Raw genomic sequence first — 13,649 nt, forward strand, 5'->3', positions numbered from 1 at the left:
GCGTACGCGCCCGTGTCCTTCCCCGACTACGACTTCGCCAGCCACCGTTTCGAAGTGCGGCCGGGGATCCGGATGCACTACCTGGACGAGGGTCCGCGCGACGGCGAGGTGGTGCTGGCGCTGCACGGCAATCCCTCGTGGAGCTATTACTGGCGGCACCTGGTGCGCGGGCTGCGCGACCGCTACCGGGTGGTGGTGCCCGACCACGTCGGCATGGGCCTGTCGGACAAGCCCGACGACGACCGCGACGCGCTGCCGCGCTACGACTACACCCTGCAGTCGCGGGTGGACGACCTGCAGGCGCTGCTCGAGCACCTGGGCATCGACGGCCCGCTGACCCTGGCGGTGCACGACTGGGGCGGGATGATCGGCTTCGGCTGGGCGCTCGAACGCATGCCGCGGGTACGGCGCCTGGTGGTGCTCAACACCGCCGCGTTCCCGATGCCGGCCGGCAAGCCCATGCCCTGGCAGATCGCGCTGGGCCGCGACTACAACATCGGCGAACTGGTGATCCGCGGCTTCAACGCATTCTCGGCGGGCGCCTCGTGGCTGGGCGTGGAGCGGCGCATGCCGCGCGAGGTGCGCCGCGCCTACGTCGCGCCCTACGACAGCTGGGCCAACCGCATCGCCACCGTGCGCTTCATGCAGGACATCCCGCTGCGCCCGGGCGACCGCGCCTGGCCGCTGGTGGAGGCCTCGGGCCAGCGCCTGCGCGAGTACGCCGACCGCCCCGCCTTCATCGGCTGGGGGCTGAAGGACTTCGTGTTCGACCGCGATTTCCTCGCCCGTTTCCGGAGCGACTGGCCGCAGGCCGAGGTGCACGCCTTCGAGGACGCCGGCCACTACGTGCTCGAGGACCGGCACGAGGTGCTGGTGCCGGCAATCCGCGGCTTCCTCGACCGCCACCCGCTCTGAGTTCAGGCCGCGATCGGCGGCAGCCGAGGCGCCGGGGGCGGATCGCCGTTGTCGTCGGGGCGGCCGTCATCGTCGTTGCCGGCGGCGTCGCGCCAGCGCCAGTCGGCGGCGGTGAGCGGCGCCAGGCCATGCGCGATCCGGGCCTGGTCGCACTGGCGGCTGGGCCGGCCGGATTCCCACGACGCCTCCACCTCGCGGCACACCGACGGCCGCCGCGGATGGATCGTGCAGCGCGAGTACTCGCCGATGCGCGCGTCCAGCGCCACGCAGCGCACCGGCTCGCTGCGGGTGCCGCGCATGCACAGCCGGTGTGCGTCCAGGCGCTCGGTCAGTTCCGCGGGCACGCCGCCTTCGGCGACCTCGTCCGATTCGAGCCAGTGGAAGGCGACGCGATAGCGCGTGCAGCACGCGCCACAACTCAGGCAGGGATGCACGGCGGCGGGCAGGATCTGGATCGGGCGCGATTTTTCCCGGCCCGGCGGTGCCCGTGCAAGAGGCCCGCGCCGACAGGGCGGGCGATAATGCCGGTTTTCGCGACCCGGACCCCGCCATGGCCCAGGACCCGAGTGCCGCCCCGGCGCCCGATGCCCCATGCAACATCGCCGCCGCCCTGCCGCGCCTGGCCGCCCAGGCGCCCCACCGCGTGGCGATGCGCTGCCCGGGTCGCGACGGGCGCTACGGCCAGGCGCTCACCTATGGCGAACTCGACGCCCGCAGCGACGCGATCGCCGCGGGCCTGGCCCGGCGCGGGATCGTGCGCGGCACCCGCACGGTGCTGATGGTGCGGCCGACGCCGGAGTTCTTCCTGCTGATGTTCGCCCTGTTCAAGGCCGGCGCGGTGCCGGTGCTGGTGGATCCGGGCATCGACCGGCGCGCGCTGCGGCAGTGCCTGGACGAGGCCAGGCCCGAGGCCTTCATCGGCATCCCGCTGGCGCAGTTGGCGCGGGTGCTGCTGGGCTGGGCGAAGTCGGCGCGGGTGCGGGTGACGACCGGGCGCTGGGCGCTGCTCGCCGATGCCACGCTGGCCCGGGTCGAGCGCGAGGGCACGGGCGCCGCGCCGCCGCCGGCCGACACCGGGGCGGACGACGTCGCCGCGATCCTGTTCACCAGCGGCTCGACCGGCGTGCCCAAGGGCGTGGTCTACCGCCATCGCCACTTCGTCGCCCAGGTCGGGATGCTGCGCGACGCGTTCGGGATCGCACCGGGCGGGGTCGATTTCCCGACCTTCCCGCCGTTCGCGCTGTTCGATCCCGCGCTGGGGCTGACCTCGATCATTCCCGACATGGACCCCACCCGCCCGGCCGCGGCTGACCCGCGCAAGCTGCATGCGGCGATCGCCCGCTTCGGCGCCGACCAGCTGTTCGGTTCGCCGGCGCTGATGCGGGTGCTGGCCGACCATGGCGCGCCGCTGCCCACGCTGCGGCGCGTGACGTCGGCCGGCGCGCCGGTGCCGCCGGAGGTGGTGGCGCGGATGCTGGAACTGCTGCCGGACGATGCGCGGTTCTGGACGCCCTACGGCGCCACCGAATGCCTGCCGGTGGCGGTGATCGAGGGCCGCGAGCTGCTGTCGCTGCGCGAGCGCACCGAGCAGGGCGCCGGCACCTGCGTCGGCCGCCCGGTGCCGCCGAACGAGGTGCGCATCATCCGCATCGGCGACGACCCGGTCGCGGAGTGGTCCGATGACCTGCTTGTCGCACCGGGCGAAGTGGGCGAGATCACCGTGGCCGGTCCCACCGCCACCGACGCCTACTTCAACCGCGAGGCGCAGACCGCGCTGGCGAAGATCCGCGAGCGCCTGGCGGACGGTTCGGAGCGCATCGTGCATCGCATGGGCGACGTGGGCTGGTTCGATGCCGATGGCCGGCTGTGGTTCTGTGGACGCAAGTCGCAGCGGGTCGAGACCGCCGACGGGCCGCTGTACACCGAGCAGGTCGAGCCGGTGTTCAACGTCCATCCGGACGTGCGCCGCACCGCGCTGGTCGGCATCGGCGCGCCGGGCGCGCAGCGCGCGGTGCTGTGCGTCGAGGCCAATGCCGGCGTGCCCGCGGGCGAGCACGCGCGCATCGAGCGCGAGCTGCGCGCGACCGGCGCGCGTTACCCGCACACCGCGCGCATCGACGCCTTCCTGTTCCATCCGCGCTTCCCGGTGGACATCCGCCACAATGCCAAGATCGGCCGCGAGAAGCTGGCCGCGTGGGCAGGCCAACGACTGGGAGGCGCGCAATGAGGATCCTGGTGACCGGCGGCGGCGGTTTCCTCGGCCAGGCCCTGTGCCGCGGCCTGGTCGAACGCGGCCACGAGGTGGTGAGCTTCAACCGCGGACACTACCCCGCGCTCGATGCGCTGGGGGTGCGCCAGGTGCGAGGCGACCTCGCCGACGCGCAGGCGGTGCTCGAGGCCGCGCGCGGCGCCGAAGCCATCTTCCACAACGCCGCCAAGGCCGGCGCCTGGGGCGATTACGACGGCTATTTCCAGGCCAACGTGGTCGGTACCCGGAACGTGCTGGCCGCCTGCCGCGCACTGGGAATCGGACGCCTGGTCTACACCTCCACGCCGAGCGTGACCCACCGGCGCACGCATCCGGTCGAAGGCGGGACCGCCGACACCGTGCCCTATGGCGAGGGTTTCAAGGCGCCCTACGCGGCGACCAAGACCATCGCGGAAAAGGAAGTGCTGGCGGCGAACGGCAGCGAGCTGGCCGACGGCGCGCGCCTGGCGACGGTCGCGCTGCGCCCGCGCCTGATCTGGGGCCCGGGCGACCAGCAGATCCTGCCGCGCCTGGTCGAACGCGCGAAGGCCGGGCGCCTGCGCTTTGTCGGCGACGGCCGCAACCGCATCGACACCACCTACATCGACAACGCCGCGCAGGCGCACTTCGATGCGTTCGAGCACCTCGCGCCGGGCGCGGCCTGCGCGGGCCGCGCCTACTTCATCAGCAACGGCGAGCCCAGGCCCACGCGCGAGATCGTCAACGCGCTGCTCGAGGCTGCCGGCGCGCCGCGGGTCGAGGGCACGATCCCGTTCCCGGTCGCCTACGCGGTCGGCGCCCTGTGCGAAACGCTGTGGCCGCTGCTGCGGCTGCGCGGCGAGCCGCCGATGACGCGCTTCCTCGCCGAGCAACTCAGCACCACCCACTGGTACTCGATGGAGCCGGCGCGGCGCGATTTCGGCTACGTGCCGAAGGTCCCGATCGCCGAAGGCCTGGAGCGGCTGCGCGCGGCCTGGCGCGGCTGAACGGCAGCCTGCCGCGACGCGTCAGGGCGGCGTGAGCGTCGCGCCCTGGTGCCTTGATTTCATGCCCGCCGCGCCGCGCCTTCACGACGGACTCACCCCGCGCTCACCGGCCCACGACCGCGCGGTGCGTAGCGTTCCGCCTGCACACCATCACTGCGGCCGCGGGCCGCTGCACCGGAGACGCTCCCCATGCTCAGATACGCCGTCATCTTCTTCGTCATCGCCCTCATCGCCGCCGTCCTCGGCTTCAGCGGCGTGGCGGGCGCCGCCACCAACATCGCCTGGATCCTGTTCGTCGTGTTCGTGATCCTGGCCATCGTCTCGATGCTGCGCGGCCGCCGCGTCTAGCGCCACCACGGGCAGTCGAGGACCGGAGGGCCCGCCGCGAGGCGGGCCTTCCTGCGTCTGGCCGACGCCGGCCGTCCGCGACCGCCGCATGGACCGCGCCGGCGCCCGGCGCGCGGCTACAATGCGGCATGGCCTCGCCCATGCCTTCCCCCCTCGACGCACTCAAGCCGCTGGCCGGGCGCGCGCTCGAAGCCGCCCTCAACCGCGCGCTGGCACTGGACCCCGAGACGCGCGATGCGCTCGCGCGCCTGGACGGGCGCCATGTCAGCCTCGCGCTGGAAGCGCCCCTGCTGGCCCTGTCGCTGACGGTGTCCGGCGAGCGCCTGGCGGTGGGCCCAGTGGACGAGTCGGTCGAGCCCGATCTCGCGGTGCGCACCACCCTGGGCGGCCTGCTCGCCCAGCTGCCGTTGCTGCGCCGCGAGGAGTCCACGCCTCCGGGCCGCGTGCGCGTATCCGGCGACGCCGAGCTGGCCCGCCACCTCCAGCGCCTGGCCACCCGCTTCGATCCGGACTGGCAGCAGCCGTTCGTCTCGGTGTTCGGCGAGGTCGCCGGGGTGCAGCTGGCCAACGCCTTCGCCGGCGCCCTGCGCCAGCTGCGCGCGCTGGGCTCGGGCCTGGCCCGCAGCGCGGCCGAATTCGTGACCGAGGAATCGCGCGACGTGGTCGCGCGCGCCGAGCTCGACGCCTTCCTCGACGACGTCGACGCGCTGCGCGAGGACGCCGACCGGCTCGCCGCGCGGGTCGCGCGCCTGCGCCAGGGGAGCCCGGCTTGAGCACGCTGCTGCGCGCCGCGCGCATCGGCCGGGTGCTGCTGCGCTACCGCCTCGACGACCTGTTGGACGACACCCCGGCCGAGCGCTGGCTCAAACTGATGCGGCCGTTCGTGCCGCGCGCCGCCGGCGACATCGCCGCGCGCTCGCGCGGCGCGCGCCTGCGCCTGGCGCTGCAGGAGCTGGGGCCGATCTTCGTCAAGTTCGGCCAGATCCTTTCCACCCGCCGCGACCTGCTGCCGCCCGACCTGGTGGACGAGCTGGCCCTGCTCCAGGACCAGGTGGCGCCGTTCGACGGCGACACCGCGCGCTCGATCGTGGAATCCGAGCTGCAGGCGCCGGTGGACGTCCTGTTCGCCTCCTTCGACACCGAGCCGCTGGCCTCGGCCTCGATCGCCCAGGTCCACGCCGCCACCCTGCATCCGGTTGGCGACGCGCCGCCGCGCGAGGTCGTGGTGAAGGTGCTGCGCCCGGGCATCGACCGCCGCATCGCGCAGGACGTGGGCCTGCTGCGCAGCCTCGCCGCGCTGGTCGACCGCACCCATCCCAACGCCGACAAGATCCGCCCGCGCGAGGTCGTGGCCGAGATCGAGAACACGCTGGCGGCCGAGCTCGACCTGCAGCGCGAGGGCGCCAACGCCTCGGTCCTGCGCCGCAACTGGCTGCACTCGCCCGATCTCTACGTGCCCGAGCCGATCTGGAGCCACACCACCCAGCGCGTGCTCACGCTCGAACGCGTGCGCGGCATCAACAGCGACGACATCGCCGCGCTCGACGCCGCCGGCATCGACCGCAAGGCGCTCGCGGCCAAGGGCGTGCGGGTGTTCTACACCCAGGTGTTCCGCGACAACTTCTTCCACGCCGACGCCCACGCCGGCAACATCTGGGTCGATCCCGACCGCCGCGACAACCCGCGCTTCATCGCCCTGGACTTCGGGATCATGGGCCAGCTCTCGAGCGCGGACCAGTACTACCTCGCCGAGAACTTCATGGCGATCTTCAACCGCGACTACCGCCGGGTCGCGGAGCTGCACGTCGAGGCCGGCTGGATGCCGGCGCACATCCGGATCGAGGAACTCGAGGCCGCGGCGCGCGCGGTGTGCGAGCCGTATTTCACCCGGCCGCTGTCGGAGATCTCGCTGGGCGAGGTGCTGGGCAAGCTGTTCCGCACCGCGCGCCGCTACGAGCTGACCCTGCAGCCGCAGCTGATCCTGATGCAGAAGACCCTGCTCACGATCGAGGGCATCGGCCGCCTGCTCGACCCGAAGATCGACATCTGGGCGGTGGCCCGCCCGGTGCTGGAGCGGATCCTGGCCGAGCGCTACAGCCCTCAGCGGCTGGCCGCCGAGCTCCGCCGCCGGGTGCCGGAGATGATGACCCGCGCGCCCGAGGTGCCGCGGCTGCTGCACGCCTGGCTGGAACAGCAGGTCGAGGGCCGGCACGAGCTGCAGATGCGCTCGCCGGACGTGGTGGCGATCAGCCACGCGCTGCGCGGCATGCAGCGCAGCATCGTGGCCGCGATCCTCGGCGTGGGGCTGCTGATCGTGGCCGCGGTGCTGTACGCGCTCGAGGCCGGCGGCCCCGCCTTCCTCGGCGTGCCGCTGTCGTCATGGGTGGCCGGCATCGGCGGCCTGTGGGCGATCCGCGCCGCGCTGCCCCGCCGCTGACCCGTCGCCAACGGCGCCTCACGCGCCGCGTCGTCGAGTCCTTTCCAGCCATGCGCCCGCGCCGGCCTGCAGCGGCAGCCCGGCCAGCACGCCGATCGTGAACCAGGCGGGGAAGTCGCCCCACGCACCCAGCGCCCAGCGGATGGCGACCACGCCGACCGCCGCAAACAGCACGAGGACATGCAGGCCCTTGGCCACGGGCGCGAGCGCGGCGGCCAGCCAGGCGGCCGCGAGTCCGCCCAGCCACAGCCAGGCCAGGTCCGCGGCCAATCGCGCATCGCCGGCGAGCGCGGGGATCGCGTCGGACACGCGCGCGCCGGCCAGGTTGACCAGCACCAGGGCGGCCAGCGCCAGCATGGTCGCGAGCGCGCTGCGGAAGAGGGTGGTCGTCACCTTCGCCAGGACACGTCTGAACGCCGAGGCCGCAGCGTACACGCCAGGACGGCGATGGACAGCGCCGGGACGCCGCGGCGCGTGGCCGGCGCCTTGACCCGCCGTGCACGTTTCCTTCGCGCCGGCTGATCGCCGCGTCGCCTAGGCTGCGGCACTCCAACCCCCACCAGGAGCAGTGCGATGAACCAGCTGGAAGACAAGCGCGTCGCGATCCTCGCCACCGACGGCTTCGAGCAGTCCGAGCTGTTCGAGCCGCTGGAGGCGCTGAAGGCGCAGGGCGCCACGGTCCACGTGGTGTCGCCCGGGAACGGCCCGCTGCAGGGCTTCGAACATTTCGACAAGGCCCGCCAGGTGCAGGTCGACGTCGGCCTCGACGATGCCGATGCCGGCGACTACGACGCGCTGGTCGTGCCGGGCGGCCTGTTCAACCCCGACGCCCTGCGCGCCAACGAACGCGCGCTGGCCTTCGTCCGCGGCTTCTTCGCCACGGGCAAGCCGGTGGGCGCGATCTGCCACGGGCCCTGGGTGCTGGCCGATGCCGACGTGCTCGACGGCCGCACCGTCACCTCGGTGCCGAACATCCGCCGCGACCTCGAGCGCGCCGGCGCGACGTGGGTGGACGAGGAAGTGGTGGTGGACGAGGGCCTGGTCACCAGCCGCACGCCCGAGGACCTGCCCGCGTTCTGCGCCAAGCTGGTCGAGGAGGTTGCCGAGGGCCGGCACCGCGGGCAGTCGCGCTCGGCGGCCTGACACCCACCGCTTCGCCACCCCCTGTAGGAGCGGCTTCAGCCGCGACCGCGCGGATCGCAACGGCCGCGAGCCACCGGCCGCAGGCCCGCCGCTTCGACCGCGGCCGGGCGGATCGGGGCAGATGGCGCCTCGCACCTGCGCGCGGCGAGACAGCGCATGCGCATCCACGCCGGAAGGCGAAGCGGGCTCAGTCGGTCGCGGCTGAAGCCGCTCCTACGGGGCGGTGCAGGGTGGCTGCGGGCGGGCCAGCAGCAGCACGAAGTCGCCCAGCTGCGAGCCCAGCAGCACGGCGATGCTGCGCTTGCGGTCCGCGGCCAGCGCCGAGGCCGGCACCGCGTGGTCGGGCGGCAGCGCGCGGTAGCTGGCGTCGTCGTCGGGCAGCACCTCGCGCACGGCGTAGCCCATCAGCACGTTGACCATCTCGCCCAGCGCGTCGAGTGCCAGCGCGTCGTCGCAGTCCGCCGGGGCGAGGCCGAGCAGTGCGCAGGCCAGCGCCCGCGCGCTGTCGAGGTCGCAGGCCAGGCCGATGTCCAGCGGATGCGCGCCCTCCACCCGCACGTGCGCGGTACATGGCCACATGCCCAGCTGCGGCGGCGAGAGCACCGTGGCGGCCTGGCACTGCGCGCCGAGCATGCGCGGGAACAGCCGCGTGCACAGGGCGATGACGCGCGTGGCCAGGTCGCCCTGCGGATGGCTGGCGACCAGCCGGTCGAGCGTGCTGCGTGCGTGCTCGCGGTCGACCTGGTGCAGGGCCAGTTCCTGTTCCAGGCGCCCCGGGTCGATCGCTCCCTGTTCCACCAGCACCTCGCCGATCCGCTTGCGGCCGGCCCGCTGCGCCTCGAGCAGCGCGTCGAGCTGGGCCTGGTCGAGCAGGCCCAGTTCCAGCGCGATGTCGCCGAACTGCCGGTCTTCCACCCGCTGGCGCTGGTTGATCCGCCGCGCCTGGGCCTCGTCGAGCAGGCCCCGCTGCACGGCCAGCTCGCCCAGCAGGAGGTTGGAGGCGCGCTGCGCCTGGATCGCGGCCAGCAGCTGTGGCGCGGTGATCACGCCGCGTTCGAGCAGGAACTGGCCCAGGAATTTCGCCGCCATCTCGCCTCCGGATGAAAGTCGGCCCGCCCGCTCAGGCCAGCGCCTGGCGCAGCACGCGTTCCATCGCGTCGGGATCGATCGGCTTCTGCAGGTAGGAGCGCGCGCCCATGCGCAGGCATTGCTCGATGTCGCTTTGCGCGCCCAGAGAACTGAGGATCACCACCCGCGCCCGCGGGTCGTGCTCGAGGATGCGCGAGAGGGCCTGACGGCCGTCGCATTCGGGCATCACCAGGTCGAGCAGGACCAGGTCGGGCCGCAGCGCGCGGTACTGCTCCAGCGCCTGCACGCCGTTGCCGGCCTCGCCGACCACCTCGAATCCTGCTTCCTCGAGCTGCCCGGCGGCGAGCATGCGCAGGGCGCGCGAGTCGTCGCACAGCAGCACGGTGGGTCGTGCGGTCATCGGTCTCCTCCCCGGTCCGATCCCGGACCCGCATGGGCCTTTGTTCCATCGGTAACGGAGGCAAGGGCGATTCCTTTAGCACCGCCCGGCTGGCGGGGGGCGCGCGCCGGCTGCGACAGGCCGGTCGACCCGGCGAGCGGGGGAGGGCCCGGCTCAGTCGCTTTCGCGGCGGTAGTTGACCGAGGTGCGGGTCTCGAGCGTGCTCGATTCGATCTCGAGGTCGAAGCCGCGGCGCAGCAGGTACTTGAGCGTGAGCACCTGGCCGGTGCCGAGCAGGGAGACGCCGAAGCCCAGGTACAGGCGCGGCGAGAGCTGCTTGCCGATGCCCAGCACGCTGCCGCCGAGCGCGCGCGATTCGGATACCCCGGCATCGTCCAGGCCGAGCTTCGTGCCCAGCTGCCCGGCGAGCATGCTGCCGCCGGCGGTGAGCGCCGCGGCCGCGGCGTCGAGCTGCTGGCCCTCGGCGCTGCTCAGGTTCGACAGCGGGCGGCCCAGGGCCAGATAGGACAGTGCCTGCGACTCGTCGCTGGACGGATCGGTCCAGACATCGGCCCGTGGCGCCGAGGCGCGCCCGCTGACAGTGATGCCGGCGGTGACGCCATGGGCCTCGATCTTGCGCTCGGCGCGGATGTCGAGCAGCGGATCGGAGACCGGGCCGTTGAACCCGAGGCGGCCGCGGGTGATCCGCAGCCGCTGGCCGTAGGCGCTGTACACCCCGCCCACGTCGAGCGTGCCGTTGCCGACCATCTCGCGCCCGGGCTGGGCGCGCACGCGCAGGCTGCCGCCCAGGGTGCCGTCCAGGCCGAAGCCGCGCAGGCGCACGTCCTCGCCCATGGCCAGGGTGAGGTCGAGCTGCAGCGGCGAGGCCGCGCCGCGCTCGGGATCGACCGGGTCGAGCACCACCACGTCGGGCGAGGCGGACACGCCCTGGTCCAGCCGCTCCAGGTCGATCACCGCGCTGGGCACGGTGACCGTGCCGGTCACGCGCAGCGGCTGGCGCGCGGCGTAGCGCACCTCCACGTCGGGATCGGCGACCACCCGCAGGTCGCGGGTGTTCGCCAGCAGCACGCCGTCGCCGTGCAGCCGCAGCACCAGTGGCGCACTGGCATCGCGCCAGCTCAGGCTGCCGTCGACCGCGAGCCGGCCCTCGCCCGAACCCACCTCGCCGGCGATGAGCGCGCTGCCGTCGGCCTGCGCCTGCAGGCGCACGTCGCCTTCCTCGAGCAGGATGCCCAGCGCCGGCAGCTCGGTGCTGAAGTCCGCGAGCCGCGCCTGGCCGGCGAGCGCGGGCTGGGCGCGCGTGCCCGCCAGCTGCAGGTCGGCGGTGAGCCGGCCGGCGGGTTCGACGATGTCCGGCGAGAACAGTTCCAGCCAGGTCAGCTCGTCGGTGTCGACCTCGATCGTGCCCGACAGCGGCGAGCCCGGATCCCAGCCGGTGGCCACGCGCGCGGTGATCCGGCCGTCGTCGTTGAGGGCCGCGGCGAGCTCGGCCTGCAGCCGCGCCGGATCGAAGCTGGCGTCGAAGCGCAGGTTGCCCAGCTGTAGCAGGTCGCGCCGCGAACGCTGGCTGCTGCGCAGGCCCGCGTCGGCCGAGCGCAGGGCCACGCGGCCCTGCCAGGCACGGCCGGCGGGGCGCACCTCGCCGTCGAGGTCGATGTCGCCGCGCAGGCTCCAGCGGCGGCCGCCCTCGCGATCGGGCAGGTAGGGCTCGACCAGGGCCAGCGGCAGCTGCACCGCTTCGACCTGCAACCCGCTGCGCGGCCACTGCGCCTGCGCGCACAGCGAGCCGCCGCCCTCGGCGACGAAGCAGCTGCGCGACAGCGACCACGCGGCGCCGGCCACCGCGTAGCTTGCCGGCGACTGCAGCCGCCAGGCCGCGCCGCGCACCGGCGCCAGCTGCAGGGTGGAGACCTCGCCGCGCCAGCCGCTGCCGCGGCGCGTGGCGGTGCCGCGCAAGTCGAGCGTGCCGATCGCGCCGCTGCGCGCGGACGCCTCCAGGCGCAGGTCCTCGACCGCGCCCGCAGCGGCGACGTGGATGGATTCGAGCGCGAGGCCCGCGTCCACGCCGGCCGCGTCCAGCACCAGCGCGCCGTCGCCGCGCGACCACGGCAGGCGGCCGCGCAGGGTAAGCGAGGACGCGCCGTAGCCGGCCCAGCGCAGGCCGCTGCCCTGCACGTCGGCCTCGACGTCGGGCGCCTGGCGCGGGCCGCGTGCGCGCAGCGTGCCGCGCAGGCTGCCGGCGGCATCGGGCAGCAGGTCGGCCAGCTGCAGCGGGGCGAAGCGCGCGTCGAGTTCGACCCGCGCGTCGAGCCGGCCTTCGGCCTGCACCCGGCTGTCGCCGAGGCCGAGGTCGGCCGTGCCCTCGAAATCGTTGCGAGGCTTCGATGGCGAGGCGCCCTGCATCGCGAACCGCGCCTGGCCCGACAGGCGCCGGCCGCGCAGCGAGCCGCCCAGGTCGCTGGCCTCGACCTGCAGGTCGATCCCGCCATCGGCGCGCTGCCGGCCGGTGCCGGCGAGGCGTCCGTCGACCGCGCCGTCCCAGCCCGACACGAAATAGCCCGGGTCGAAGCCCGCCATCCGCGCCTGGATGTCCCAGGCCAGCGCCGGCGCCCACGCCACCTCGCCGTTCGCCTCGAGCGCGCCGCCGGGCGCCTGCGCGCGCAGGGTGCGCAGCACCAGCCGGTCGAGGTCGCCGCGGCCGTCGAGCTCGATGCTGGCGCGCAGGTCGTCGCGGCGGATGTCGCCGGTGCCCGAGACGGTCCAGTCGGCGCTGCGCCCGGCGATCTCCAGCGCGGCGTCCACGCCGATCGCCGGCGCGGGATCGGCCGGCTGCGGATCCGGGGCCGCCGGCTGGCCGCCGAAGCGCAGGCCCGTGGCTTCCACGGTGAAGCGGAAATCGTCGTCGTCGGGCCGGCTGAAGTCGCCGCGGCCGGTGGCGGTGATGCGGCCTTCGAACACGTCCACCACCAGCGGGTGCAGCTCCAGCACCCGCTCGCGCAGGCGCAGCCTCGACGGCCGCACGACCGTGTGCAGGTCGCCGCGGCGCAACTCGCCCTGCAGGTTGGCATCGCCGCCCTGGCCGTCGGCCTCGAACGAGAACGCCAGCGGCGTGCCGGGCTCGCCGCTGCCGGCGAGCAGGGACGGATCGAGCGCGTCGGTGCGCGCGCGCAGGGTCCAGCGCTTGCCGCGCAGGCCCACGTGCGCGCGCAGCGGGCCGGGCGCGCGGCCGCCGATGGCCAGGTCCATGTGGTCGAGGTCGCCGCGCGCGATCAGGCCCACGCGCGGCCGCGGCCGCGCGAACGGCGCCGGCAGCACCGCGGTGGCGACGAGGTCGGTGCGGTAGTTGTCGCGCGGCGCGTAGCGGCCGTCGGCGCTGAACAGGCCGCGGTCGCTGTCGACCACCAGCCGGTGCACGCGCAGGTCGTCGCGGCGCGCGTCGAGGCCGCCGCGGATGCTCGCGATGTCGATGAGCGGCGCACCGGCGCGGGTCACGCGCAGGCCATCGACCCGGATCGCGTCCGACTCCAGCGCCAGCGGCAGGTCGATGCGCGGCAGTACCTCCGGCCAGGTCGGCAGCTCGAACTCCGAGTCGGTCACCGGCAGGTCGAGCGTGGCCTGTTCGACGTCCAGCGCGTCCAGGCGCAGGCGTCGCCCGACCAGTGGCGTGATCTGCGGGTCCAGCACCACCCGGCGCGCGGTGAAGGTGAGCACGGCGGGGTCCGTGCAGCCGTCGAACGCGACCGGCTTGCCGTCGACGTCGGGGCAGCTGCGCTGCACGTAGCGCAGGTCGTGGATCACCAGCGGCCCGGAGGCCGGGCCTTCGGCGCCCGACCAGGTCAGTTCGGTGCCGGCCGGCAGCAGGCCGGCGATGCGCGCCAGCAGGAAGTCGCGCCCGCCGAACGTGGCCAGCAGCCAGTACAGCAGCGCCGCGCCGAGCACCAGCAGCGCCGCGGTGCCGATCGCGCTGCGCACCGCGAGCACGCGCATGCGCCGCCGCCGGCGTTCGCGCAGCTCGGCGATGCGGCGCTCGCGCTCCTCGGGCGTGATGTCGTCGGGCAGCCGCGGCTGGCGTCGCAGGGCCAT

General features: G+C 74.3%; 12 protein-coding genes. 7 read left to right on the forward strand and 5 right to left on the reverse strand.

Annotated elements, in window-relative coordinates; genetic code table 11:
• The first annotated feature begins 72 nt into the window (after positions 1 to 72).
• Complete coding sequence (locus tag FQY79_RS08955) at positions 73 to 915, forward strand: alpha/beta fold hydrolase (RefSeq protein ID WP_186759934.1); 843 nt, start codon at positions 73 to 75, stop codon at positions 913 to 915.
• Positions 916 to 917: 2 nt separating this feature from the next.
• Here FQY79_RS08955 and FQY79_RS08960 read toward each other — a convergent pair whose 3' ends face one another.
• A complete protein-coding gene (locus FQY79_RS08960) occupies positions 918 to 1,349 on the reverse strand; it encodes a YkgJ family cysteine cluster protein (RefSeq protein WP_246123063.1) in 432 nt (143 codons plus the stop codon).
• Between the two features lie 116 nt (positions 1,350 to 1,465).
• Between FQY79_RS08960 and oleC the strand changes: the two genes are divergently transcribed.
• The 5 genes from oleC to ubiB all read left to right on the forward strand — a co-directional run bounded on the left by oleC (position 1,466) and on the right by ubiB (position 6,934).
• On the forward strand, positions 1,466 to 3,142 hold the full coding sequence (gene oleC / locus FQY79_RS08965; protein ID WP_146312589.1) for an olefin beta-lactone synthetase: 1,677 nt from the start codon (positions 1,466 to 1,468) through the stop codon (positions 3,140 to 3,142).
• Positions 3,139 to 4,149 carry a 2-alkyl-3-oxoalkanoate reductase gene (oleD, locus tag FQY79_RS08970; protein WP_146312590.1) on the forward strand — a complete coding sequence of 337 codons (1,011 nt, stop codon included), beginning with the start codon at positions 3,139 to 3,141 and terminating at the stop codon, positions 4,147 to 4,149. Before oleC ends, oleD begins: the two co-directional genes overlap by 4 nt.
• Before the next feature lie 189 nt (positions 4,150 to 4,338).
• Complete coding sequence (locus tag FQY79_RS08975; protein WP_027072086.1) at positions 4,339 to 4,497, forward strand: DUF1328 domain-containing protein; 159 nt, start codon at positions 4,339 to 4,341, stop codon at positions 4,495 to 4,497.
• A gap of 140 nt (positions 4,498 to 4,637) precedes the next feature.
• Positions 4,638 to 5,270, forward strand: coding sequence for a ubiquinone biosynthesis accessory factor UbiJ (locus tag FQY79_RS08980; protein ID WP_146312591.1), 633 nt, complete (start codon positions 4,638 to 4,640; stop codon positions 5,268 to 5,270).
• A complete protein-coding gene (gene ubiB / locus FQY79_RS08985; RefSeq protein WP_146312592.1) occupies positions 5,267 to 6,934 on the forward strand; it encodes a ubiquinone biosynthesis regulatory protein kinase UbiB in 1,668 nt (555 codons plus the stop codon). The genes FQY79_RS08980 and ubiB overlap by 4 nt, the downstream gene beginning before the upstream one ends.
• Before the next feature lie 18 nt (positions 6,935 to 6,952).
• Here the strand turns inward: ubiB and FQY79_RS08990 are convergent, their stop codons facing one another.
• The gene (locus tag FQY79_RS08990) at positions 6,953 to 7,327 is read right to left on the reverse strand and encodes a hypothetical protein (protein ID WP_146312593.1); all 375 of its coding nucleotides are present in this window, start codon (positions 7,325 to 7,327) and stop codon (positions 6,953 to 6,955) included.
• 180 nt (positions 7,328 to 7,507) lie between these two features.
• Between FQY79_RS08990 and FQY79_RS08995 the strand changes: the two genes are divergently transcribed.
• On the forward strand, positions 7,508 to 8,077 hold the full coding sequence (locus FQY79_RS08995; RefSeq protein ID WP_146312594.1) for a type 1 glutamine amidotransferase domain-containing protein: 570 nt from the start codon (positions 7,508 to 7,510) through the stop codon (positions 8,075 to 8,077).
• Positions 8,078 to 8,290: 213 nt separating this feature from the next.
• On the opposite strand, the gene FQY79_RS09000 is transcribed toward FQY79_RS08995, so the two are convergent.
• From FQY79_RS09000 to FQY79_RS09010, 3 genes are all read right to left on the reverse strand, one after another.
• Positions 8,291 to 9,166: a cyclic di-GMP-binding domain-containing protein, MshE-related gene (locus tag FQY79_RS09000; protein ID WP_146312595.1), complete on the reverse strand. Its 876-nt coding sequence runs from the start codon at positions 9,164 to 9,166 to the stop codon at positions 8,291 to 8,293.
• A gap of 31 nt (positions 9,167 to 9,197) precedes the next feature.
• Positions 9,198 to 9,566, reverse strand: coding sequence for a response regulator (locus FQY79_RS09005; RefSeq protein ID WP_146312596.1), 369 nt, complete (start codon positions 9,564 to 9,566; stop codon positions 9,198 to 9,200).
• A 153-nt stretch (positions 9,567 to 9,719) separates the two neighbouring features.
• On the reverse strand, positions 9,720 to 13,649 hold the full coding sequence (locus FQY79_RS09010) for a translocation/assembly module TamB domain-containing protein (protein ID WP_146312597.1): 3,930 nt from the start codon (positions 13,647 to 13,649) through the stop codon (positions 9,720 to 9,722).

This window comes from Luteimonas wenzhouensis (assembly GCF_007859305.1).
In the GTDB taxonomy this organism is placed as follows: Bacteria; Pseudomonadota; Gammaproteobacteria; order Xanthomonadales; family Xanthomonadaceae; genus Luteimonas; species Luteimonas wenzhouensis.

Bases quoted from the DNA above. Each gene is read 5' to 3' on its own strand.
- FQY79_RS08955 (WP_186759934.1), top strand. From the start codon at position 73: ATGCACTACCTGGACGAGGGTCCGCGCGACGGCGAGGTGGTGCTGGCG.
- oleC (WP_146312589.1), top strand. From the start codon at position 1,466: ATGGCCCAGGACCCGAGTGCCGCCCCGGCGCCCGATGCCCCATGCAAC.
- oleD (WP_146312590.1), top strand. From the start codon at position 3,139: ATGAGGATCCTGGTGACCGGCGGCGGCGGTTTCCTCGGCCAGGCCCTG.
- FQY79_RS08975 (WP_027072086.1), top strand. From the start codon at position 4,339: ATGCTCAGATACGCCGTCATCTTCTTCGTCATCGCCCTCATCGCCGCC.
- FQY79_RS08980 (WP_146312591.1), top strand. From the start codon at position 4,638: ATGCCTTCCCCCCTCGACGCACTCAAGCCGCTGGCCGGGCGCGCGCTC.
- FQY79_RS08995 (WP_146312594.1), top strand. From the start codon at position 7,508: ATGAACCAGCTGGAAGACAAGCGCGTCGCGATCCTCGCCACCGACGGC.
- FQY79_RS09000 (WP_146312595.1), bottom strand. From the start codon at position 9,166: ATGGCGGCGAAATTCCTGGGCCAGTTCCTGCTCGAACGCGGCGTGATC.
- FQY79_RS09005 (WP_146312596.1), bottom strand. From the start codon at position 9,566: ATGACCGCACGACCCACCGTGCTGCTGTGCGACGACTCGCGCGCCCTG.
- FQY79_RS09010 (WP_146312597.1), bottom strand. From the start codon at position 13,649: ATGGCCCTGCGACGCCAGCCGCGGCTGCCCGACGACATCACGCCCGAG.